The following is a 23,543-nucleotide window of genomic DNA, read 5'->3' on the forward strand; positions in this document are numbered from 1 at the left end:
AAGACCTGAGAGAAACCATATGTCAAAACGTACCTTCCAAATCTACCGCTACGACCCAGACACCGACGCGAAGCCGTACATGCAAACCATCGTGGTTGAACTCGATGGCAAAGAGCGCATGCTGCTGGACGCGTTGATGAAACTCAAGGCGTTGGACCCCACTATTTCCTTCCGTCGCTCTTGCCGTGAAGGTGTTTGCGGCTCGGATGCCATGAACATCAACGGCAAAAATGGGCTGGCTTGCTTGACCAATATGCTGACGCTGCCTGACACCATCGTGTTGAAACCACTGCCAGGCTTGCCCGTGGTGCGGGATCTGATTGTGGACATGACCCAGTTCTTCAAGCAGTACAACTCGATCAAACCCTATTTGATCAACGACAACGTCCCGCCAGAAAAAGAGCGCCTGCAAAGCCCTGAGGAGCGCGATGAACTGAATGGCTTGTACGAGTGCATTTTGTGCGCCAGTTGTTCGACTTCCTGCCCCAGTTTTTGGTGGAATCCAGACAAATTTGTCGGCCCAGCTGGCTTGCTGCAGGCCTATCGCTTCATTGCCGACAGCCGTGACGAGGCAACCGGCGAGCGTTTGGACAACCTAGAAGATCCTTACCGCCTGTTCCGCTGCCACACCATCATGAACTGTGTTGATGTCTGTCCCAAGGGGTTGAATCCGACCAAGGCCATTGGCAAGATCAAAGAAATGATGGTCCTGCGCTCAGTCTAAGTGAGCAGAAAGAAATTTCGTGTCAAGCATCGACGAGTTAATTGATCCCCGCGCTCTTAGCAAGCTGAAGTGGCGTTGCCGCCGTGGCTTGCTGGAGAACGATATTTTCATTGACCGGTTCTTCCGGCGCTATGAAAGCACACTGACCGTCATGCAAGCGCAAGGTCTGAGCGCTTTAATGGACCTCAGCGACAACGACCTGCTGGATTTGAATCTGGCACGCAAATCGCTGGACCAAATGGATCAGGCATTGGATTGCGACGAGGTTCGTGAAGTGTTAAGTATGTTGAGAAACCCGCAGAAAGGTAAAGAATGAAATTAGCTGACAACAAAGCCACACTGTCTTTCAGTAATGGCAGCCCAAGTGTTGACTTGCCTGTTTACCAAGGCAGCGTCGGTCCCGACGTCGTGGACATCCGCAAACTGTATGCCCAAACCGGCATGTTCACTTATGACCCGGGCTTTTTGTCCACCGCGTCGTGCCAGTCAGCAATTACCTACATTGACGGCGACAAAGGCGAACTGCTGTACCGCGGTTACCCCATTGAACAGTTGGCGACCAACTGTGACTTCATGGAAACTTGTCATTTGCTGCTTTACGGCAACCTGCCTGATGCCGCTGCAAAGGCGGAGTTCACTGGCCGTGTCACGAACCACACCATGGTTCACGAGCAGATGAATTTTTTCCTGCGTGGGTTCCGGCGCGATGCCCACCCGATGGCAATTTTGACCGGCTTGGTCGGCGCGCTATCGGCCTTCTATCACGACAGCACAGACATCAACAATCCCCAGCACCGGGAGATTTCCGCGATTCGCCTGATCGCCAAGATGCCGACTCTGGTCGCCATGGCGTACAAGTACAACTCCGGCCAGCCGTACATGTACCCCAAGAACAACCTGAGCTACGCAGGCAACTTCTTGCACATGATGTTTGCAACACCCTGTGAAGAGTATGTGGTGAACCCGGTCATTGAGCGCGCACTGGATCGCATTTTTGTGTTGCACGCTGACCATGAGCAAAACGCATCCACTTCGACCGTCCGTTTGTGCGGAAGCTCGGGCACCAACCCGTTTGCGGCGATCGCTGCCGGTGTGGCTTGCTTGTGGGGCCCCGCACACGGTGGCGCCAACGAAGCCTGTCTGAACATGCTGGAAGACATCCAGAAAATGGGCGGAATCTCCAAAGTTGGTCAGTTCATGGAACAAGTCAAAGACAAAAATTCCGGCGTCAAGCTGATGGGATTTGGTCACCGGGTTTACAAAAACTACGATCCGCGCGCCACGCTGATGCAGGAAACCTGCAAGGAAGTTCTAGCGGAACTGGGTCTGGAGAACGACCCCTTGTTCAAGTTGGCCATGGCTCTGGAAAAAATTGCGTTGGAAGACGACTACTTCGTTCAGCGCAAGCTTTACCCGAACGTGGATTTCTACTCTGGCATCGTTCAGCGTGCCATTGGCATTCCAGTCAACATGTTCACTGGCGTCTTCGCGCTGGCACGCACGGTCGGCTGGATTGCACAGCTCAATGAAATGATTGGCGATCCGGAATACAAGATTGGCCGCCCTCGCCAGTTGTTTACTGGTCAGGTCCGCCGCGACGTTCAGCCCATCGGCCAACGCTAAGCACCACTTTTAAAACGCCCGTCGGACGCAAGCCCGGCGGGCGTTTTACATGGGACACGCAATACGGCGACGCAGCATAAAATGACGGATTGCCAAGGAAAGAACACTATGGGACGCACGCTCTACGACAAGCTTTGGGATGAACATGTTGTTCACACAGAGGAGGATGGCACCGCCATTCTGTACATTGACCGTCATCTGGTGCATGAAGTCACCAGTCCGCAGGCCTTTGAAGGTTTGCGTCAAGCTGGCCGCAAGGTTTGGCGGGTGAGTTCAATTGTTGCAACAGCAGACCACAACACGCCAACCACTGGTTGGGAACGGGGCTATGACGGCATCACCGACCCAACCAGCCGGGAACAGGTGATGACACTTGACTCGAACATGCAAGAGTTCGGATCAGCGGCCTACTTCCCCTTCCTGTCCAAGCGTCAGGGCATCGTGCACGTCATCGGGCCAGAGAACGGCGCCACATTGCCCGGCATGACCGTTGTCTGCGGCGACTCGCATACATCGACCCACGGTGCCTTTGGTGCGCTGGCCCACGGTATCGGGACCAGCGAAGTCGAACACGTGATGGCAACCCAAACCCTGTTGGCCAAGAAGGCCAAAAATATGTTGGTGCGGGTCAACGGCACGCTGCCACGAGGCTGCGGCGGTAAAGACATTGTCTTGGCCATCATCGGAAAAATTGGCACTGCCGGTGGCACGGGCTACACCATTGAATTTGGCGGATCCGCCATTCGCGCTCTGACCATGGAGGGTCGCATGACCGTGTGCAATATGGCCATCGAAGCGGGCGCCAGAGCTGGACTGGTAGCAGTCGATGACAAGACCATCGATTACGTCAAAGGCCGTCCGTTGGCGCCGGGTCACAACGCGCTCAATGGCAGCGCTGCGGCACTGGAGTGGGACCAGGCCGTGTCAGATTGGCAAACACTGCACTCCGATGCCGACGCAGTGTTCGATACCGTGGTGGAATTGGACGCCAGTCTGATCATTCCCCAAGTAACCTGGGGAACTTCACCTGAAATGGTTCTGGGCATCGACGGTTTCGTGCCTGATCCTGACAAAGAAAAAGACGCCAACAAACGTGGCGCCATTGAACGCGCCCTGGTGTACATGGGCCTGGAGCCTGGCAAGGCGCTTGACGATTTACATATCGACAAAGTTTTCATCGGCTCCTGCACCAACAGTCGCATTGAAGATATGCGCGAAGCCGCTGCCGTGGTGAAAAAATTGGGCCAAAAAGTGGCCCCGAACGTGAAGTTGGCCATGGTGGTTCCTGGCTCTGGTTTGGTCAAAGAGCAGGCGGAGCGCGAGGGTTTGCATGAAATTTTCAAAGCAGCTGGTTTTGAATGGCGTGAACCTGGTTGTTCCATGTGTTTGGCCATGAACGCCGACCGCTTGGAACCAGGCGAACGATGTGCATCAACCAGCAACCGGAATTTTGAAGGCCGCCAAGGTGCAGGTGGGCGCACCCACCTCGTCAGCCCGGCGATGGCAGCAGCAGCAGCGATACATGGACATTTTGTGGACGTTCGCCGGTTCGCCTGATTGGGCCGATCGATCGTCTGACCCATCACAAAAACACCGTCCTCATCCATCATCACACTCAATCTTCCGCTTACTGACTGCCACACAGTCAAAGACAGGGGATCGGCTACTCAGTTGGCCGGAGTGGAGATGGAAGGCGCGGCGAAGAGAAAGTAGAGAAACACCATGCAAAAATTCACCCTGCACAAGGGGCTAGTAGCCCCCATGGATCGTGAAAACGTCGACACAGACGCGATCATCCCGAAGCAGTTTTTGAAATCCATTCGCAAAACCGGATTTGGTCAGAATCTGTTCGACGAATGGCGCTATCTGGACGCCGGCTACCCCGGCCAGGACAGTGCCAGCCGCAGGCCCAATCCGGACTTTGTGCTCAATCAGTCTCGCTACCAAGGCGCGTCTATTTTGCTGGCGCGCAAGAACTTTGGCTGTGGCTCTTCGCGTGAGCACGCGCCCTGGGCATTGGACCAATACGGTTTTCGCGCCATCATTGCCCCCAGCTATGCGGATATTTTCTTCAACAACAGCTTCAAGAATGGCATGTTGCCCATCGTGTTGAGTGAGGCCCAGGTGGGCCAGTTGTTTGACGAATCAGCCGCTTTTCCAGGCTACTCCCTGACCATTGATTTGGAGCGTCAAGTCATCGTCAAACCCAATGGCGACGAGTTACCTTTTGATGTTCAAGCGTTTCGCAAGTACTGCTTGCTGAATGGCTTCGACGATATCGGACTGACCTTGCGTCAGTCCGAAAAGATCAAAGCCTTCGAGGCTGAGCGTTTGGCTAAAAAGCCGTGGCTAGCCCACACACTGCCTGCATAAGCAGCTATCAATTAAATAGCGAGTCAGATATACCATGAAGATTGCAGTATTGCCAGGCGATGGCATTGGAACCGAGATTGTTGCCGAAGCCGTGAGCGTGCTCAAGGCCTTGGACCTGAAGTTCGAAATGGAATCCGCCTTGGTCGGGGGCGCCGCCTATGAGGCGTTTGGTCACCCCCTCCCTGAATCCACGCTTCAACTGGCCAAGAATGCTGACGCGATTCTCTTTGGCGCCGTAGGCGACTGGAAATACGACAAGCTGGATCGTCCACTGCGTCCTGAGCAGGCCATTCTCGGCTTGCGCAAGAACCTGGGCCTTTTTGCCAACTTCCGTCCTGCCATTTGCTACAACGAATTGGTGGACGCCTCCAGCCTCAAGCCTGAATTGATTGCTGGCCTGGACATCCTGATCATCAGGGAACTGACAGGTGACATTTACTTTGGCCAACCCCGTGGGCGCCGCATTGCAACCGACGGGCACTTTCCTGGCGCTGAAGAAGCCTTTGACACCATGCGCTACAGCCGCCCGGAAATTGAGCGTATTGCTCATGTCGCCTTTCAGGCTGCCCGCAAACGCAGCAAACGGGTTACCAGCGTGGACAAAGCCAACGTACTGGAAACCTTTCAGTTCTGGAAAGACGTGGTGTCAGAGGTTGGCAAAGAGTACCCGGACGTCGAACTGGACCACATGTATGTCGACAACGCGGCCATGCAACTGGTACGCGCACCCAAGAAGTTTGACGTCGTCGTCACCGGCAACATGTTTGGCGACATATTGAGCGACGAAGCGTCCATGCTGACGGGCTCCATTGGCATGTTGCCATCTGCGTCTTTGAATTCCAGCAACCAAGGTTTGTATGAACCCAGCCACGGAAGTGCACCAGATATCGCTGGCAAAGGCATTGCCAACCCATTGGCAACGATTTTGAGTGCTGCCATGATGCTGCGATTCAGCCTGAACCAGGAAGAGGCCGCCCTGCGGATCGAAGCTGCGGTTCAATCAGTGCTGACCGAGGGGCTGCGCACCGCCGACATCTACAGTGCCGGAACCACACGGGTGAGCACCTCCGAAATGGGTGCGGCTGTCGTCAAGGCCTTGAAGTAAAGCCGAATACAATTCTCGTATGTCAGCCATGTTGATCCACCCTCGATTTCCAGCTCCCTCTCCGAGCGGCGCAGGTGAGTTAGGTGTTTCTGCATGCGTAGCGACCACAAAAACGACAACCACTAAAGGCTGAAACTGCCAGGTTCGTCGTGCCCTCCCGGCCAGACGAGCCGGGCAGATGGAATTCCTCAATTTCGACGATCTGGAAGGGCAACATGATGAAAACTGGTAATTTGGTCGGCCTGGTTGGCTGGCGCGGCATGGTGGGTTCGGTCCTGATGGATCGCATGCAGACTGAAGGCGACTTCGACCTCATTGAACCCCTGTTTTTCTCGACCTCCAACTCGGGTGGTGCCGCCCCCGCACAGGCGAAAAACGAAACCACACTTAAAGATGCGTTTGACATCAACGAGCTAAAGCGTTGCGACATCATCATCACCGCGCAAGGCGGCGATTACACCAGCGAGGTTTTCCCCAAACTTCGCGCTGCCGGTTGGGCGGGTCACTGGATTGACGCGGCGTCCACACTGCGGATGAACGGTGATTCCGTTATTGTGTTGGACCCGGTCAACATCTCTGTCATCCAGAACGCACTCAGCAAGGGTGGCAAGAATTGGGTCGGCGGAAATTGCACCGTCAGCTGCATGCTGATGGGCGTTGGCGCCTTGTTCAAGGCCGGATTGGTGGAGTGGATGAGCACCCAAACCTACCAGGCCGCTTCGGGTGGTGGCGCTCAACACATGCGTGAACTTCTGACCCAATACGGGACGTTGAACGCAGAAGTTAAAGCACTGCTGGACGACCCGAAAAGCGCGATTCTCGAGATCGATCGGAAAATCATCGCCAAGCAACGTGCGATGTCGTCCGCCGAAACTGCCAATTTCGGCGTCCCCCTGGGCGGCTCCCTCATTCCCTGGATTGACAAAGACCTCGGGAACGGACAGTCCAAGGAAGAGTGGAAAGGCATGGCCGAAACTAATAAAATCTTAGGCCTCGGCGAAGGGTTTGGAAGCTCAGAGATTCCAGTGGACGGATTTTGCGTGCGCGTGGGCGCCATGCGCTGCCACAGTCAGGCACTGACTTTCAAGCTCAAAAAGGACGTCCCGACTGCTGACATTGAAGCCATGATTGCCGCCGACAACGCTTGGGTCAAAGTAGTGCCCAACACCAGAGAAGCGACGATTCAGGACCTCACCCCCGTAGCTGTCACCGGAACAATGACTATTCCAGTCGGACGAATTCGCAAACTCGCCATGGGACCCGAGTACGTGGGTGCATTCACGATCGGCGATCAGCTTCTTTGGGGAGCCGCTGAGCCCTTGCGCCGCATGCTGCGGATATTGCTGGCGGCATAGCAACATTTGGTGCGAATCGATTTCGCACCACCTCAAGCGCCCCTCTTGCTGTCACCTCGCGCAAGAGGGGCGTTGTTGTTTAACATCATAGAATCTCATGATTCGCCCAGCAAGCGAGACGACTCACTGTTAGAAGCATAGTCATCTTGTCTTCGTAAGGTATTGATGTTATTGTGCTTTTCAACAAAAAAGTCGTATGACATGGTGTAGTTCCTACGCGCCTGTTTTACTGTCGCCAGAATACCGGAGTTCTCAAATTGAATGCAAAGTCACATCGTTGGCAAAAGACCGTTCTGGCGGCGGCGGCATCTGCCCTTCTAGGGTTGGCGGGCTCCAATGCTTCCGCGCTGTCCTTGGGTCGCATCACGGTCCAGTCTGCCTTGGGTGAGCCCCTTCGGGCCGAGATCGACATTCCGGAAATAAATGCAGAGGAAGCAGCGTCGTTAAAAGCAGCGGTGGCTCAACCAGCAGCCTTCCAGGCTGCAGGCATGGAATACAACCCTGCCATGGGCAGCTTAAAAACTTCGCTTCAAACCCGCCCCAATGGCAGAGCCTTCATCCGGCTAAGCAGTGATCGCGCGATCAATGAACCGTTTGTCGACATGATTCTGGAGGCCACCTGGGCGTCAGGGCGCATCGTGCGTGACTACACCATGCTATTCGACCCGGCGCCGCTGAAGAAAGCGCCGCCGACTGCGCCAAGTCCTGTCCAGGCGCCAACTCAAGCACCGGCGGCGACCTCATCCGCTCCAGCTCCGCGGCCCAATGTAGTGGCCCCAGCCAAGGCTGAATCGCGGCCTGCGGAGCGCCCCACCCCAACCCAACCCGCCCCGGTAACATCCAAGCCGCAAGAGCGCGTTCAGAAAATCAAGATCAAGGCGGGGGACACTGCAAGCGGCATTGCTGCGACCATCCTGCCCGCCAATGTGTCGCTCGATCAAATGTTAGTGGCCATGTTGCGCGCCAATCCGGACGCTTTTATCCGTGACAACGTCAATCGGATGAAGGCCGGAGCCGTGCTTGAGGTGCCGACTGAGGCGCAGGCAAATGCCACACCGGAGTCCGAGGCAAGCCAGATGATTGTTGCGCAGAGCCGTGACTTCAATGATTTCCGAAGGAAATTGGCCAGTAACGCACCTGACGTAGAGCAGGCGGCGGCCGACCGCCAGGCCAGTGGCCGCCTCCAAGCCCAGGTCGATGACAAAAAGACCGAGACCCCTGCGCCAGACAAATTGACCCTCTCCAAGGGGTCCGTCGAAACCAAAATTGCTGAAGATCAGCTTGCCAAAGACCGTGCAGCGGCCGATGCAGCCAGCCGTGCCGCGGAACTGACCAAGAACATCAACGATTTGGGCAAGCTTGGCGTTTCCGCCAACAGCTCTTCCACCTCTGCGCAGCGAACCGCATCAGCAGCAGAACCTGCCCCTGCTGCGCTTGCGGTTCCAGCAGCCTTGCCAGACGCGCCTCCAAAAGAGCCAGCGCCAGTAGTTGCCCCGGCGGTTGAACCCGCCGCGCCAGTGGCTGCTCCGGCCCCCTCTGCGACACCAGCAGCTGAGCCAGGGTTTGTTGACGACCTGATCGAAAATCCGCTGGTACCCGCTGGTGCGGCGGGCTTGGTTGTCCTGTTGGCAGCTCTGGGCATCTACCGCATGCGCCAGCGCAAGAACAAGGCGCATGTGGACAGCTCCTTCATGGAAAGCCACTTGAAGCCGGAATCATTTTTTGGCGCCAGCGGCGGCCAAAGCGTGGACACCAGCGACAGCGGAACTTCGGGTTCTTCCATGGTCTACTCGCCCAGCCAGTTGGTGGCCGACGACGTGGATCCCTTGGCCGAGGCTGATGTTTACCTGGCCTATGGCCGGGACCTTCAAGCTGAGGAAATTTTGAGGGAAGCCCTGCGCACCCAACCGGGACGCATTGCAATTCATCAAAAACTGGTTGATATTTTTGCCAAGCGCAATGACGCACATGGGCTTGAAGAGGTGGCCGCTCTTGCATTCAAGCTCACCGGCGGCACGGGTGCCGAATGGGCACGAATTTGTGAGTTGGGACTGGGGATCGACCCGAGCAACTCCCTCTATCAACCGGGTGGCGAGCCGCTTCCAGCAAGTGAACTGCCCACTCCTGAGAATGAACCACAAGTTGATCGCGACGCCGACGACAACAGCGAAGATCTTGACAGTGCCAGAGCGACATTGACACCCGATGCAGCTGAAGAAAACCCGTCTGATGCGGGTGGTGTTGATCTGGACCTCGACCTTGATTTTTCGTTCGAAGAACAGCCATCCAGCCAAATCACCGAAGCGCTGCCAAGTGACATGGCGCCCGTTGCTGAGCTACCGTCGATTGACGACGACGCCAGTGCACTCGACTCAGTGGCAATGACGCTTGAATTTGAGCCCCCCACCGAAGTCCCTCTTCCGGCGCCCGCACCAACGGACAAGCTCAATGACATCAACTTTGATTTGTCTGCCCTGGACGATCTGACGTCTGAGCCAGCGGCACTGGACGGCAAAATTGACACGGAAGAATTCAAAGTTCAAGCCGCCACCAGTTTCGGCACCACAGAGCCAGGCGCGCTGACGACCGATGAGCCGGAGGACGGCCCGAACTCGGATCTCAGCATGTTGGACTTTGATTTAGACGGCTTATCGCTTGACTTGAATACACCCGAGTCCAGCGACGCCAACGCGGCACCAGTCGAGCACGAAGATCCCTTGATGACCAAACTGGCGCTGGCCGAGGAGTTCAGCGCCATCGGTGACGACGACGGTGCTCGCGCTTTGATTGAGGAAGTTCTCTCCGAAGCCACTGGCGACATGAAAGCCAAGGCGCAGCGCGCCTTGGGCAACTTGTAAAAAGACCCACCTTCGTCGCTCAAAGACGAGGGTGACTTGAATTTATCTTGAGGCTAGCACTCGGCATCAGCTACAACGGGCAGGCTTATCAGGGATGGCAAAGCCAACTCTCCCGTCAAACCGTTCAGGACCAGTTGGAAGCGGCTCTGGGAAAGTTCACGGCGCAAAAGGTATCAACGCTGTGCGCTGGGAGGACAGATGCCGGCGTTCACGGGCTCATGCAAGTGATCCACTTCGACACCGACTTAGTGCGGCCCACCGCCTCATGGGTTCGCGGCACTAACGCATTTTTGCCACCCGATATAGCCGTTGAGTGGGCTCAAGTCGTGCCCACTGAATTTCACTGCCGTGCCTGTGCGCAGTCCCGTCGCTACGCTTATATCTTGATTGAGTCCACGGTTCGGCCCAGCATTGATGCCGGGCGCGTGGGCTGGGTCTACCGCCCCCTCGATGGCCAAGCCATGCGCCAGGCGGCCGCTTATTTAATCGGCGAACACGACTTTAGCTCCTTTAGGGCGGCCGCCTGTCAGGCATTGACACCGGTCAAAACTCTGCAACGCATCGAAATCTCCCAGCGCGGCGCCTATTGGCGCTTTGAATTCGAAGCCAATGCGTTTCTGCACCATATGATCCGCAACATCATGGGCGGCTTGATTGCGGTGGGGCAACATAAACATCCCGCTGAATGGATGAAAAAGATTCTGCTGGCACGAGACCGCACGGTGGCCGCGCCGACCTTCTCCCCCAACGGGCTTTACTTTTTGGGCCCACGCTATGCCCCGCACTGGGGTCTTCCCGAGCGCACCCCTGCTTTTGATGGATTGCCATGACCTCTGACGCCCTTTTTTCCCAACGTACCCGCATCAAAATTTGTGGACTCACCCGTGAGCAAGACTTGGATGCTGCCGTTGCGGCAGGGGTCGATGCAATTGGGTTTGTCATGTACGAGAAAAGCCCACGCTATGTGTCGCCGACTCGCGCCGCTGAATTGGCGAAACGCCTCCCGCCTTTCATCACGCCGGTGCTTTTGTTCGTGAACGAGAGCGTTTCAAAAGTCATAGCGACTTGTGCCCATATCGCGGGCGCAACAGCCCAATTTCATGGTGATGAAACGCCCGAAGACTGCCTTGCCGCCACGCATCAAGGTGCGCGCCCGTTCCTGCGAGCAGCGCGCATTCCCTTGGGCGAAGCGGGCGCCCGGTTTGATCTCGTAAAATATGCTTCCGACTACTCTCAATCCCAAGCCATCTTGCTCGACGCCCATGTCGACGGGTACGGTGGCGGGGGGCAAACATTCCATTGGTCACTTCTGCCTCCAAGCGTCAACGCTCACCTCGTCTTGAGTGGTGGGCTCGACGCTGCCAACGTCACCGACGGCATTCTGCAGGTACGCCCGCGCTGTAAATCGCTGGCTGTCGATGTGAGCTCGGGTGTCGAACTCTCAGGCCCTGGTAACAAGGGCCTCAAAGACCCCGGAAAAATCAATCAATTTGTCGCTGCCGTTCGGGCGGCGGACCAACAACTCAAGGACCTTGCGGGGTAACACCAGTCATCAGATACTGGTGCGGCCCCCAGTAGACCCACTATGACGACCTACCAACAACCTGACCTGCGTGGTCACTTCGGCATTTATGGCGGCCGTTTCATCTCGGAGACGCTGACCCACGCCGTCAACGAACTCACAGACGCTTACGCCAAGTACCAGAACGACCCGGCGTTTGTTGCCGAGTTCAACGATGAGCTGGCCCACTTTGTTGGCCGACCTTCCCCGGTCTACCATGCCGCCCGCATGAGCCGTGAACAAGGTGGTGCCCAGATATTTCTCAAGCGTGAAGACCTGAACCACACCGGCGCGCACAAGATCAACAACACCATTGGTCAGGCCATGCTCGCCAAGCGCATGGGTAAACCTCGCGTGATTGCCGAAACCGGTGCGGGCCAACACGGCGTTGCGACGGCGACGATTTGCGCGCGCTACGGCCTGGAGTGTGTGGTCTACATGGGCAGTGAAGACGTCAAGCGCCAGAGCCCCAATGTTTACCGCATGAAACTGCTGGGCGCCACGGTGGTGCCCGTTGAAAGCGGCAGCAAGACGCTGAAAGATGCCCTGAACGAAGCCATGCGCGACTGGGTTGCCAACGTGGACAACACGTTTTACATCATTGGCACTGTGGCTGGGCCACACCCATACCCCATGATGGTGCGCGACTTCCAAAGCGTGATTGGCAATGAATGCCTGGTGCAAATGCCTGAGATGCTGGCCAAGGCGGGTTGTGCCAACCCACAGCCTGATGTGGTCATGGCGTGTGTCGGCGGTGGCAGCAATGCGATGGGCATCTTCTACCCCTATATTTCCCACGCCAACACTCGGTTGATTGGAGTGGAAGCAGCGGGTGAAGGCATGGACACCGCCCGTCATTCGGCGTCACTGCAACGTGGCAGCCCCGGCGTATTGCACGGCAACCGCACCTACGTGCTGCAGGACGACAACGGACAAGTCACTGAAACACACAGCATCAGCGCCGGGCTGGACTACCCCGGCGTGGGCCCTGAGCATGCTTTCCTGAAAGACATCGGTCGCGCCGAATATGTTGGCATCACCGACAAAGAAGCGCTGGAGGCCTTTCATTACCTGTGCCGAACCGAGGGCATCATTCCTGCACTGGAATCCAGCCACGCCGTGGCCTACGGCATGAAACTAGCCAAGACCATGCGCCCTGATCAATCGATTTTGATCAATTTGTCAGGCCGTGGTGACAAGGACATTGGCACAGTCGCTGATCTGAGCCAGGCAGACTTCTTCTGTCGCCCCAGCTGCACCGGCCAATCGGTCAAAGGCGGTGATGTCAGCAATGACACCCACGTCATGAAAGTTGTCAAATGAGCCGCATCACCACAACATTCGCGCAACTCAAAGCACAGGGCCGCAAGGCGCTGATTCCCTACGTGACAGCCGGTTTTCCTTTTGCCGATGTCACCCCCGAGCTGATGCACGCCATGGTGGCGGGTGGTGCCGATGTCATTGAACTCGGTGTTCCCTTTTCCGACCCCAGCGCCGATGGTCCGGTGATCCAGAAGGCTGGTGACAAAGCCTTGGCCCAAGGCATTGGCATGGTGCGGGTGCTGGACATGGTGCGCGCTTTTCGCACGAAAGACACCACAACCCCCGTGGTGCTGATGGGCTACGCCAACCCGGTTGAGCGCTACAACCAAAAACACGCCAGCAAAACCAGTCAAAGTGCGTTTGTGCAAGACGCTGCTGCTGCCGGTGTGGACGGCATGTTGATTGTGGACTACCCGCCCGAAGAGTGCGAGGAGTTCGCCGCTGAACTGAAGTCCGCCGGCATGGACCTGATCTTTTTGCTGGCCCCCACATCCACCACCGAGCGCATGCAGCAAGTGGCCCGCGTAGCCAGTGGCTATGTCTACTACGTCTCGCTCAAGGGCGTGACAGGGTCTGGCACCTTGGACACGGCGGCGGTGGAGGCCATGCTGCCGCGCATTCGCGAGCATGTGTCGGTTCCAGTGGGTGTCGGTTTTGGCATCCGTGATGCCGAAACAGCCCGCCTCATTGGCAAAGTGGCCGATGCCGTGGTCATTGGCAGCAAGATCATTCAACTGATTGATGAACAGCCTCGCGACCAGGTCGCGCCAGTGGCGCAGCAGTTCCTCCGTGAAATTCGCACCGCGCTGGATGCCTGATTTTGCTCTGTATCCCGCCCGGCAGGTCCAGCCGCGGGGCGGGGCCGCTTTGCAATCAGCGGCAGTCGTGAACTAAACTCCGACTTCGCGAGACAGCGTGGCGTGGCAAACAGCGCACCCGTGGCGTCCTCAACTAATGAAGGTGATCCTATGAGTTGGCTAGAAAAATTACTCCCCTCGAAAATCCAGCAAACCAACCCGGCAGACCGACGTACCGTCCCGGAAGGCGTCTGGAGCAAGTGCCCCAGCTGTGAAGCAGTTTTGTACAAGGCCGATCTGGAACAGAACCAGAACGTCTGCCCGACCTGCAGCCACCACCACCGCATTGGCGCGCGCTCCCGGCTCAACACCTTTCTGGACAACGAAGGGCGCTATGAGATCGGTCAAGAGGTGCTGCCAGTCGACGCCCTGAAGTTCAAGGACAGCCGCAAGTACCCCGAGCGTTTGAAGGAAGCTCTGGAAAACACGGGTGAAACCGATGCATTGATCGTGATGGGCGGTGCCGTGCATGGCATTGGCGTCGTCGCGGCCTGCTTTGAATTTGAATTCATGGGCGGCAGCATGGGCTCGGTCGTGGGTGAACGCTTTGTGCGCGGTGTTCATGCCGCCATTGAGCAAAAGGTGCCTTTCATCTGCTTTACCTCCACCGGCGGTGCCCGCATGCAGGAAGGCTTGCTCAGCCTGATGCAAATGGCCAAAACCAATGCCTCCCTGACACGGTTGGCCAAGAAAGGCCTTCCCTACATCAGCGTGTTGACCGACCCGACCATGGGCGGCGTCAGCGCCGGCTTTGCTTTCCTGGGCGATGTGGTCATTGCTGAACCCAAAGCCTTGATCGGCTTTGCCGGCCCCCGCGTGATTGAATCCACCGTGCGAGTGAAGTTGCCAGAGGGTTTTCAACGTGCGGAGTTCTTGCAGACCAAAGGGGCGATTGACTTCATTTGTGATCGCCGCGAGTTGAAAAAAACCATCGCCAACACTCTGGCCATGCTGCAACGCCAACCGGCCGATGCGGTGATCTGATTCACCTCCCCATGAAAGAAGGCGCCCAAGTGGCGCCTTTTTTCATGGAAGGATCGTTTACGCCAGCAGCGCCATGCCCTGCAGATTACCCAGCACGATGGAGGCGATTTGCAACAATAGCAAAAGCACCAGCGGGGACAGGTCAATGCCCCCAATCAGCGGCAGCACCCGGCGAATCGGCATCAGCGCAGGCGCCACCAAGCGCTCAATCACATCGGACATGACCGATCGCGCTTGCACCCAGGACAGGATCGCGTAGACGATGATCAGCCCGGTCATGCCGGAGATAAACAGTCTAAGCAAACCAAAGGCGGCCAAGATCGGCACCGCAAACAGGCCTCCACCGGCGCCGGCCATCAACCAGAGCAACGCAAACTGGCCCAACTCCAGCAGATAGGCCGCCACCAGACTGGCCGTGTCCCAGCGGCCGAGGGATGGCACCACGCGGCGCAGCGGCAGCACCAGCCAGTCGGTCAAGGCAAAGACAAAACGACCCAATGGATTGCCGGACCGGGCCGACATGGGAATACGCTGATGCTGCATGTACAGGCGCAGCAAGCAGGCGCCCGCCAGCACACTGACAGCGACTTCCAGCAGGAGAGAAAAGATTTGATAAAGCATGGTGTGGGTGTGAATTTCACATTCAATGATAGCCACTCCGCGCGGCCAACTAAAATCAACGTTTTTCGGCCAGTCACTGGCTGGTATCTGCTTACCCTTGACCACTCGATTGCGCCCTCATGTCTGACATCCAAACCGCCGCCGCCCCGATTGACGAAAACCAGTTGATCCTGGAGCGCCGGGAAAAGCTCAAAGCCATCCGTCAACAGCAAGCCGAGGGCAAGGGCGTCGCCTTCCCCAATGACTTCAAGCCCGCCGACCACGCCGACACCTTATTCGCCGCTCATGCCGGGCAAACCGCTGAAGGCCTGCTGGAGCAGGGCAGCATCGCCAAAGTGGCCGGGCGCATGATGCTCAAACGCGTCATGGGCAAAGCCAGCTTCGCCACCCTGCAAGACAGCACCGGGCGCATTCAGGTCTATATCAAAGGCGAAGAAATTGGCGAAGAGTTGTACGCCAGCTTCAAGCACTGGGACTTGGGCGACATCGTGGGCGCTGAAGGCCGGGTGTTCAAGACCAAAACGGGTGAACTATCGATTCACGCCACCAGCATTCGCCTGCTGACCAAGAGTCTGCGCCCCATGCCGGACAAGTTTCATGGCATGAACGACCAAGAGGTGAAATACCGCCAGCGCTACGTCGATCTGATGACCGACGAAGATGCCCGCAAGCGCTTTACAGCCCGCAGCAAGGCGGTCAGCGGCATTCGCGAATTCATGGTGGCGCACAACTTCCTGGAAGTCGAGACCCCCATGCTCCACCCGATTCCCGGTGGCGCCAACGCCAAGCCTTTCACCACCCACCACAACGCGCTGGACCAGCAGATGTTCTTGCGCATTGCGCCGGAGCTGTACCTGAAGCGCCTGATCGTGGGTGGCTTTGACCGCGTGTTCGAGATCAACCGCAGCTTCCGCAACGAAGGCATTTCGGTGCGTCACAACCCCGAATTCACCATGATGGAGTTCTATGCGGCGTACTGGGACTACCAGGACCTGATGACCTTCACCGAGGCCCTGATTCGGGACGCGGCGCAAAAAGCCGTCGGCACTCTTCAACTGACCTACGGCGGCAAGGCAGTGGACCTGGCTCAGCCATTTGAGCGCTTGACCATTCACGAAGCCATTTGCAAATACACCGACGCCGGCCAGCCGCTGGAAGACGGCACCGGTCTCATGGTCGACAACCCAGCTTGGCTGATCAACGCACTGCGCAAGCTGGGGTTGTCTGAGGCCAAAAACAAGCTCTCCACCCGCTCGCTGGCCAGCCTGCAGGTGATGTACTTTGAAGAAACCGTGGAAGACAAGCTGTGGCAACCCACCTTCATCTGCGAGCACCCGGTCGAAATTTCCCCATTGGCGCGTGCCAGTGACCACAAACCTGGCGTGACCGAGCGTTTTGAGCTGTACATCACCGGCCGTGAATTCGGCAACGGCTTCTCAGAGCTGAACGACGCTGAAGAGCAAGCCGCGCGGTTTCACGCCCAGGTGGCCGCCAAGGACGATGGCGACGACGAAGCCATGTACTACGACCACGACTTCATTCGCGCCCTGGAATACGGCATGCCCCCCACCGGCGGTTGCGGCGTGGGTCTGGACCGCTTGATGATGTTGTTGACAGACAGCAGCAGCATTCGGGACGTGATCCTTTTCCCCGCCTTGCGCCGGGAATCTTAAGAGAAATAGGCCTCAAGCCTCCGCTCCACCTGCACAAGCAGCTATGACAACAATAGCAACCCAACCCTTTCGCTACCTGCAAGGCTATCCATTGGAGACGCTGGCGCAGATTGAGAAGATGCGGGAGGAGCAGCGCTTGGGGGATTGGCTGAAAAACCGCTACCCCGCAGCGCACGGCGTGCGCACAGACAAGGCCTTGTTTGAGTACGTGCAGTCGCTCAAACAAGAGCACCTGCGCGGCGCCGACCCGCTGAACAAGGTGGCCTATGACAGCAAGCTGCATGTGGTGCAGCACGCGCTGGGCACCCACACCACCATTTCCCGCGTGCAGGGCAACAAACTGAAAGCCAAGCGCGAGATTCGCATTGCCACCCTGTTCAAAGACGTGCCGGATGAGTTTTTGCGGATGATTGCCGTGCACGAACTGGCCCACATCAAAGAGCGCGGCCATGACAAGGCCTTCTACCAGCTGTGCACCTACATGGAGCCCCGCTACCACCAGCTTGAATTTGAGGTGCGCGTCTACCTCACCCACCTGGAAAACCAGGGCCCAAAGCTTTGGAGCACAGCGCCAAAGCGGGAAGACTGATCAACCACTGTCTGAAATCAACGAGGCCGTTCAACCACCCTAAGCAGCTCGAGCGAACTCCCGCCCATAATGCGATCATTGTTATTGCATGGCGCCTGGACCACTCTCAACGCGGATCACACTCAAATGCCAACTAGCGTCTCGCGGCCGACCATTGCCGAAGCAGAGGTCGGTTCACCAATGAGCGCTTCCACCAAAGCGCTTTTAAGTGCTGGTGCTGCGGCCATTGCCGTCAGCGCCGTGGGAATTAGCGTGACGAATGACCCAGCGTGGCATCTTTTTTTCGACAATTTCCATTGGACTATCAGCTTTACAGTCGCGGCCATTCTGGCTTGGCGGCATCAACGCCACGATAAAAACAACGACCATATTGACTCGCGCTGGATGGCCTACGGGTTGATCGCCTATGCCTTGGGTGACCATGCCCCTGGAATCCGTATCCCATAACCGAGATCATGAGTTGGCTTGCTTGGGCTGATTAGCAAGCCAGTTTTGCTCGAACCGCACCGGGCTGACGTAGGCCAGTGTCGAATGCAGTCGAGTCCGGTTATACCAAAGCATCCAAGCAATCGTTTCATCCTTTGCCTCCCGCTGAGTCTTGAACTTCTGTCCGTATAACCGTTCCACCTTCAATGATCCAAACAGCGTCTCGCTGCAGGCGTTGTCCCAACAGTTGCCGCGCCGGCTCATTGAACTGGTGATGTCGTACTCCTTGAGCACTTCCCGGAAGTCCTTGCTGGCGTACTGACTGCCGCGGTCGCTATGGAACATCAGGCCAGCCTGCTTGCCCGGATGCCGCTTGAACCATGCCATGCGCAGCGCATCAATGACGATGTCCCGCGTCATTTCCTCTCGTAACGACCAGCCCACTACTTGGCGGCTGAACAGGTCAATCACCACGGCCAGAAACAACCAGCCTTCGTCCGTGGCGATGTACGTGATGTCACCCACCCAGACCTTGTCGGGTGCTGCCACATCGAACTCCCGGTTGAGCAGGTTGGGTGAGATCGCTAGATCGTGATTGCTATCGGTGGTGACCTTGAAGCGTCGCTTTCCCTTGGCACGGATGCCGTGCAACTGCATGAGCTTTTGCACGCGCTCTTTGCCCACACGGATGCCACGGGCAAGCAGCTCCTTCCAGGTGCGTGGCCAGCCGTAGCCGCCTCGCGTCTCGGCATGGATGGCCTTGATGTGCACCAGCAAGGCGTCATCGCTCAGGTGGCGGAGCTGGGCCGGACTGGCCAGTCGCACAAAGTGTTCGTGGTACCCGGCGAGAGGGTGTAAGAAGTTTTGTGTAAACGGTTATTTGGCAGCAAACTGCTGTCTTGCATGGAGCCGAGATGACCGTAGAGATGAAACCCTTACCCGCCGAGCTGATTGACGCCCTGTTGGCCGACTACAAAAAGCCCGAAGACCTGATTGGCCAGAATGGCCTCTTGACGCAGCTCACCAAAGCCTTGGTCGAGCGAGCTTTGCAAGCCGAATTGACCGGCCACCTGGGTCACGGCAAGAACCAGTTGGTTGCCAATGAAGCGGGCAACACCCGCAACGGGTGCAGCAAGAAAACGCTCAAAGGCGATTTTGGCCAGCTACCCATAGAAATCCCCCGTGACCGCGCCGGCACCTTCGAGCCCCAACTGATTGGCAAACACCAGACCCGCTGGAGCGGCTTTGACGACAAGATACTGTCGCTGTATGCCCGAGGCATGACGGTACGCGAGATTCAAGGCCATCTGCAGGAGATGTACGGCGCCGAAGTGTCTCCTACCCTGATTTCATCCGTGACCGACGCCGTCATGGACGAGGTCAAAGCCTGGCAGTCGCGCCCCTTGGAGGCGCTGTACCCCATCGTCTACATGGACTGCATTCACGTCAAGGTGCGCGACAACGGTACTGTGCGGGTCAAGGCCCTGTACTTGGCCATTGGCGTCAACCTGGACGGCCTCAAAGAGGTACTGGGCCTGTGGATGGCCCAAACCGAAGGGGCCAAGTTCTGGCTGCAGGTGGTGACTGAACTGAAGAATCGGGGCGTGGCTGACATCTTTATCGCCTGCGTAGATGGGCTCAAAGGTTTCCCTGACGCCATTGAGGCAGTCTTCCCCAAGGCGACGGTGCAGCTTTGCATTGTTCACATGGTGCGTCACAGCCTGAACTTCGTGGGGTGGAAACAGCGCAAGGAAGTCGCCGCGGATTTGCGGCTGATTTACGCTGCGCCCACTGAATCCGAAGCTGAGCGACAACTCACGGCATTCGAGGTCAAATGGGACGATTCCTTCGCTCCGATTGGGCGCTCCTGGCGGCGCAACTGGACACGCTTGATACCGTTCTTTGAATACCCGCCAGACATCCGAAAAGTGATTTACACGACCAACGCCATTGAGTCCGTGAACATGAGCCTGCGCAAAATAACCAAGACCCGCGGCTCGTTCCCAACTGAGGACGCAGTGTTCAAGCTGTTCTATCTGGCACTGAACAACATCAGCCAGAAATGGACGATGCCGATTCGGGATTGGAAGGCTGCTCTGAACCGCTTTACCATTCAGTTTGACGAGCGCATGCCGCGCGTCTAACTTAACCGCCGTTTACACAAAATTCGGGACACCCTCCCCGGCGATGCTCACCCCCAGTACGCGGCACTGTACCGAGATCGGCCATGTGCTGCGGTGGCGCTGGATGAAGGCGTACTTCAAATCGATCCCTTTGCGAAGTACGCCGTCGCTTTTCCCAGAATGTCGCGCTCCATCTTCACACGCGCCAGCTCGGCTCGCAGTCGGCTGATTTCCATCTGCTCGGCGCTGACCAATACCTTGCTATCAGCTCCCTTGAGCTGGCCCTGGCGCTGCGCCTTGACCCAATTGAACAACGTCTGGTCGACCACTCCCAGCTTGCGTGCCGCGGCTGCAATGCTCTGGCCACCTTCGACCAGTCGAACTGCTTCTTGCTTGAATTCGAGCGTGTAGCGCGCTCTTGCTGTCTTCGTCATTTCCGTTCTCCTTGCGTGAATTTAAACACTCAGCAAGAGATACGTTTTTCGAGGGCAAGGTCAGGGTCAATACATATGGGACTTCCAGGTGGCCTCGTGGTACACGCCCTTTCCTGCTCCAGCCGACTTGTTTTATCTGCTGTTGGGGCCCTGCATCTTCACAGCGCAGGCGATGCAGATCAAGAAGGGAACAACACCCCATCAACGTCGACTGGCATGGCTTGACAGCGGCTTGCTGACCGTCGCGATCCTCACCCTCACCCTGACACTTTATGTCCCCAAGCGTGGTGATTTCAGCCTACTGGCGTTGGGCACCATGGTCTCCTATCCCGTCACGCTGTTTGCCGCATTTGGCATAACGCTCGTCATGATTCCAACCCTTCGGCTGCATTTGACCAGGAGTCTGATATTTTTTACGGCCGGGCTAGCGATCACAGCATTCTCCTGGCTGTGGTGGAAAATGATGGCCCTGGACGGCTCCAACACCTATAACGCGAGGCTCAACCTGCCATTTTCTGCTGCCGCATTGATGATCGGCTATGCCCTGACCCAATGGCGCCTGGAAAAAAAATTCGGACCCAAAATGGGACCGCCAATGCGAGGGTGCGCTGCGGCAACTGCCTATTGCGGCCGTTGTCGGGGCATCGTTGGCCATCGCAGTAAATCACGCACTCGCCCTACTTCCGCCAGTGGCATTATTCATTGCAGATCTGGGGTGTGCTGTCGTCATTGTTCTCGCCATCCTCCGGCAAGGCGCCATGCTCAAAGAGAGGGACCAGCTTTTGGAGACCAAAGATGCGCTGCTGACGATCCAACGCGCACTGGCCCAAGAGCAGAGTTTGCTCAAGTCGTTGATTGGCGCGATACCTGACCTTGTATGGCTGAAGGATCAAGCGGGCCAATACCTGAGTTGCAACCCCATGTTTGAAAACTATCTGGGCGCCAGCGAAAAGGCCATTTTGGGCAAAACCGACTACGACTTCGTTGACCAATCGCTGGCGGACGTTTGGCGTGAAATCGACATGAACGCCATTGCCACCCCAGGCGTTCATACCACCAATGAAGTCTGGCTCAACTTTGCAGTCGGTGGCTACCGAGGTCTCTTCGAGACCATTAAAACGCCAGCCTACGACAACGACGGTAGGTTGATTGGCATTTTGGGAGTTGCGCGGGACATCACCGCGCGGCGACTGGCACAGGAGCAAGACCGCATCGCTGCGGCCGCCTTCGAGTCCATGGATGGAATGGTGGTCACCGATGCCGACCGAATTATTTTGAAGATCAACCGGGCATTCACCGACAGTACCGGGTACACATCCGAAGAAGCCGTCGGCCAGACTCAGCGTTTGTTGCTTGCGTCCGGCCGTCAAAGCGCAGAGTTCTCCAAATCCATGTGGGAAGAGGTCAACCGCAATGGGAGTTGGCAAGGGGAAGTTTGGGACCGTCGAAAAAATAATGAGATTCACCCCAAATGGCTCTCGATCAAAGCAGTCAAAGACGAGGCCGGGTCAATCACTCACTATGTTTGCACCCACCAGGACATCACCGATCGCAAGCGTGCCGCGGGACGAATTGACGAATTGGCTTTTTATGACCAATTAACGGGCCTGCCCAATCGGACCCTGCTGTTGGACCGCCTGGAGCAACGCGTCGCCCTGGGTACGCGAGACCGTGGCTTGCACGGGCTGCTATTTATTGACATCGACACCTTCAAACTCGTCAATGACACCCTAGGCCATGGCACGGGCGACTTGTTGCTTCAGGAAGTGAGTGCTCGCCTGAAGAGCTGCATCCGCGATGGAGACACCGTGGCGCGCTTGGGTGGCGATGAGTTTGTGGTGCTCATGACCGGGCTTGGCAGCGACTCAAAAATGGCACTCGCGAGCGCTGAGTTGCTCGCGGAGAAGATTCGAATGGCACTCAGCGAGCCCTATCTGCTCAATGACATTGTTCGCCACAGTTCGGCCAGCATTGGTGTCACCCTCTTTGACAGCATGGGGACGGACACCGAGGAACTGCTGAAACAAGCGCACTTGGCCATGGACAAAGCCAAAGCGGCAGGTCGCAATACCGTGCGCTTTTTTGACCCGGAGATGCAGGCCGTCGTGATGCGGCATGCCGCATTGGAAGCCGACCTTCGCGTGGCGGTTTCAGAGTCACAGTTTTTCCTTCACTACCAGGCGCAGGCCACGCAGTCAGGCCATGTCACGGGCGCTGAAGTGCTGGTGCGTTGGGCGCATCCCGTTCGTGGCATGGTGTCACCGGGTGAATTCATTCCGCTGGCAGAGGAGACTGGAATCATCAAAGCCATCGGGCATTGGGTGATGGAAACTGCCTGTCGGCAGCTGGCGGACTGGGCCAAGCAGGACGACATGGCGGCACTTGCTGTCGCAGTCAATGTCAGCGCCCAACAATTCCGGGAACCCGACTTTGTGGAGCAGGTGCTGGAAATTCTCAACGCGACGGGCGCCAATTCAAAACTGCTGAAGCTGGAGCTGACCGAGAGCCTGCTGGTCTCTGATGTCGATGAGGTGATTCAAAAAATGCTCATCCTGAAAGAAGCAGGCGTCACATTCTCACTGGACGACTTCGGCACCGGATTTTCATCACTCACCTATCTCAAGCGCCTTCCACTGGATCAATTGAAAATCGACCAGTCCTTTGTTCGTGACCTGCTCATCGATCCCAATGATGCGGCCTTCGTCAAGACGATTATTGCGCTCGCCAAAAGCCTGGGACTCGCCGTGATTGCGGAAGGCGTTGAGACCGAAGGCCAACGCAACTTTCTGGCCGCATCCGACTGCCCGACCTGCCAGGGCTACTTGATTCACCGCCCCTCACCCGTGGCGCAGTTTGAAACGCTTGTAAAGACCCTGCTGCACAAACTGTGACGGCGTGAGAGGGCAACTTCACA

The 23,543-nt window shown here is 57.0% G+C and carries 20 protein-coding genes and 2 pseudogenes; 19 read left to right on the forward strand and 3 right to left on the reverse strand.

All coding sequences use genetic code 11. The features are described 5' to 3' along the window. Positions 1-19 precede the first annotated feature (19 nt). From J8G15_RS08910 to accD, 13 genes are all read left to right on the forward strand, one after another. Positions 20-724 (forward strand): succinate dehydrogenase iron-sulfur subunit, encoded by a 705-nt coding sequence (locus J8G15_RS08910; protein WP_210547130.1) that lies wholly within the window; start codon positions 20-22, stop codon positions 722-724. A gap of 28 nt (positions 725-752) precedes the next feature. Beyond that, on the forward strand, positions 753-1,040 hold the full coding sequence (locus J8G15_RS08915) for a succinate dehydrogenase assembly factor 2 (RefSeq protein ID WP_210547517.1): 288 nt from the start codon (positions 753-755) through the stop codon (positions 1,038-1,040). Beyond that, complete coding sequence (gene gltA / locus J8G15_RS08920; protein ID WP_210547131.1) at positions 1,037-2,347, forward strand: citrate synthase; 1,311 nt, start codon at positions 1,037-1,039, stop codon at positions 2,345-2,347. The genes J8G15_RS08915 and gltA overlap by 4 nt, the downstream gene beginning before the upstream one ends. A 108-nt stretch (positions 2,348-2,455) precedes the next feature. Continuing rightward, positions 2,456-3,904: a 3-isopropylmalate dehydratase large subunit gene (leuC, locus tag J8G15_RS08925; protein WP_210547132.1), complete on the forward strand. Its 1,449-nt coding sequence runs from the start codon at positions 2,456-2,458 to the stop codon at positions 3,902-3,904. Positions 3,905-4,069: 165 nt separating this feature from the next. Then, positions 4,070-4,720 (forward strand): 3-isopropylmalate dehydratase small subunit, encoded by a 651-nt coding sequence (gene leuD / locus J8G15_RS08930; protein ID WP_210547133.1) that lies wholly within the window; start codon positions 4,070-4,072, stop codon positions 4,718-4,720. Positions 4,721-4,754: 34 nt separating this feature from the next. Continuing rightward, entirely contained in the window at positions 4,755-5,825 is a 1,071-nt protein-coding gene (gene leuB / locus J8G15_RS08935; RefSeq protein WP_210547134.1) for a 3-isopropylmalate dehydrogenase, read from the forward strand. A 215-nt stretch (positions 5,826-6,040) separates the two neighbouring features. Beyond that, positions 6,041-7,180 (forward strand): aspartate-semialdehyde dehydrogenase, encoded by a 1,140-nt coding sequence (gene asd, locus J8G15_RS08940; RefSeq protein ID WP_210547135.1) that lies wholly within the window; start codon positions 6,041-6,043, stop codon positions 7,178-7,180. Positions 7,181-7,437: 257 nt separating this feature from the next. Then, positions 7,438-10,038 carry a FimV/HubP family polar landmark protein gene (locus tag J8G15_RS08945; RefSeq protein ID WP_210547136.1) on the forward strand — a complete coding sequence of 867 codons (2,601 nt, stop codon included), beginning with the start codon at positions 7,438-7,440 and terminating at the stop codon, positions 10,036-10,038. A 47-nt stretch (positions 10,039-10,085) separates the two neighbouring features. Further along, on the forward strand, positions 10,086-10,868 hold the full coding sequence (gene truA / locus J8G15_RS08950) for a tRNA pseudouridine(38-40) synthase TruA (protein ID WP_210547137.1): 783 nt from the start codon (positions 10,086-10,088) through the stop codon (positions 10,866-10,868). Then, on the forward strand, positions 10,865-11,581 hold the full coding sequence (locus J8G15_RS08955; RefSeq protein ID WP_210547138.1) for a phosphoribosylanthranilate isomerase: 717 nt from the start codon (positions 10,865-10,867) through the stop codon (positions 11,579-11,581). The genes truA and J8G15_RS08955 overlap by 4 nt, the downstream gene beginning before the upstream one ends. A gap of 42 nt (positions 11,582-11,623) precedes the next feature. After that, positions 11,624-12,922 (forward strand): tryptophan synthase subunit beta, encoded by a 1,299-nt coding sequence (gene trpB, locus J8G15_RS08960; RefSeq protein ID WP_210547139.1) that lies wholly within the window; start codon positions 11,624-11,626, stop codon positions 12,920-12,922. Then, positions 12,919-13,740 (forward strand): tryptophan synthase subunit alpha, encoded by an 822-nt coding sequence (gene trpA / locus J8G15_RS08965; RefSeq protein WP_210547140.1) that lies wholly within the window; start codon positions 12,919-12,921, stop codon positions 13,738-13,740. Before trpB ends, trpA begins: the two co-directional genes overlap by 4 nt. A 150-nt stretch (positions 13,741-13,890) precedes the next feature. Further along, the gene (accD, locus tag J8G15_RS08970) at positions 13,891-14,763 is read left to right on the forward strand and encodes an acetyl-CoA carboxylase, carboxyltransferase subunit beta (protein WP_210547141.1); all 873 of its coding nucleotides are present in this window, start codon (positions 13,891-13,893) and stop codon (positions 14,761-14,763) included. Between the two features lie 57 nt (positions 14,764-14,820). Here the strand turns inward: accD and J8G15_RS08975 are convergent, their stop codons facing one another. Continuing rightward, positions 14,821-15,384 carry a YggT family protein gene (locus J8G15_RS08975; protein ID WP_210547142.1) on the reverse strand — a complete coding sequence of 188 codons (564 nt, stop codon included), beginning with the start codon at positions 15,382-15,384 and terminating at the stop codon, positions 14,821-14,823. Between the two features lie 119 nt (positions 15,385-15,503). Here J8G15_RS08975 and lysS point away from each other — a divergent pair, with 119 nt between their 5' ends. The 3 genes from lysS to J8G15_RS08990 all read left to right on the forward strand — a co-directional run bounded on the left by lysS (position 15,504) and on the right by J8G15_RS08990 (position 18,093). After that, complete coding sequence (lysS, locus tag J8G15_RS08980) at positions 15,504-17,057, forward strand: lysine--tRNA ligase (protein ID WP_210547143.1); 1,554 nt, start codon at positions 15,504-15,506, stop codon at positions 17,055-17,057. Positions 17,058-17,100: 43 nt separating this feature from the next. Continuing rightward, positions 17,101-17,646, forward strand: a complete 546-nt coding sequence (locus J8G15_RS08985) for a YgjP-like metallopeptidase domain-containing protein (RefSeq protein ID WP_210547144.1) — start codon at positions 17,101-17,103, stop codon at positions 17,644-17,646. Positions 17,647-17,772: 126 nt separating this feature from the next. Next, positions 17,773-18,093, forward strand: a complete 321-nt coding sequence (locus J8G15_RS08990) for a hypothetical protein (protein WP_210547145.1) — start codon at positions 17,773-17,775, stop codon at positions 18,091-18,093. A gap of 6 nt (positions 18,094-18,099) precedes the next feature. Here J8G15_RS08990 and J8G15_RS08995 read toward each other — a convergent pair. Next, positions 18,100-18,918, reverse strand: a pseudogene (locus tag J8G15_RS08995) (IS3 family transposase); the annotation flags it as partial. A gap of 68 nt (positions 18,919-18,986) precedes the next feature. On the opposite strand from J8G15_RS08995, the gene J8G15_RS09000 reads away from it, so the two are divergent. Beyond that, complete coding sequence (locus tag J8G15_RS09000) at positions 18,987-20,216, forward strand: IS256 family transposase (protein WP_210544748.1); 1,230 nt, start codon at positions 18,987-18,989, stop codon at positions 20,214-20,216. A gap of 36 nt (positions 20,217-20,252) precedes the next feature. Here the strand turns inward: J8G15_RS09000 and J8G15_RS09005 are convergent. Continuing rightward, positions 20,253-20,629, reverse strand: a pseudogene (locus tag J8G15_RS09005) (transposase); the annotation flags it as partial. A 127-nt stretch (positions 20,630-20,756) separates the two neighbouring features. Here J8G15_RS09005 and J8G15_RS09010 point away from each other — a divergent pair. Next, positions 20,757-21,500 carry a hypothetical protein gene (locus J8G15_RS09010; protein WP_210547146.1) on the forward strand — a complete coding sequence of 248 codons (744 nt, stop codon included), beginning with the start codon at positions 20,757-20,759 and terminating at the stop codon, positions 21,498-21,500. Then, complete coding sequence (locus J8G15_RS09015) at positions 21,412-23,520, forward strand: EAL domain-containing protein (RefSeq protein WP_210547147.1); 2,109 nt, start codon at positions 21,412-21,414, stop codon at positions 23,518-23,520. Before J8G15_RS09010 ends, J8G15_RS09015 begins: the two co-directional genes overlap by 89 nt. Positions 23,521-23,543 lie beyond the last annotated feature (23 nt).

The organism is Rhodoferax sp. PAMC 29310, assembly GCF_017948265.1.
Classification (GTDB): domain Bacteria; phylum Pseudomonadota; class Gammaproteobacteria; order Burkholderiales; family Burkholderiaceae_C; genus Rhodoferax.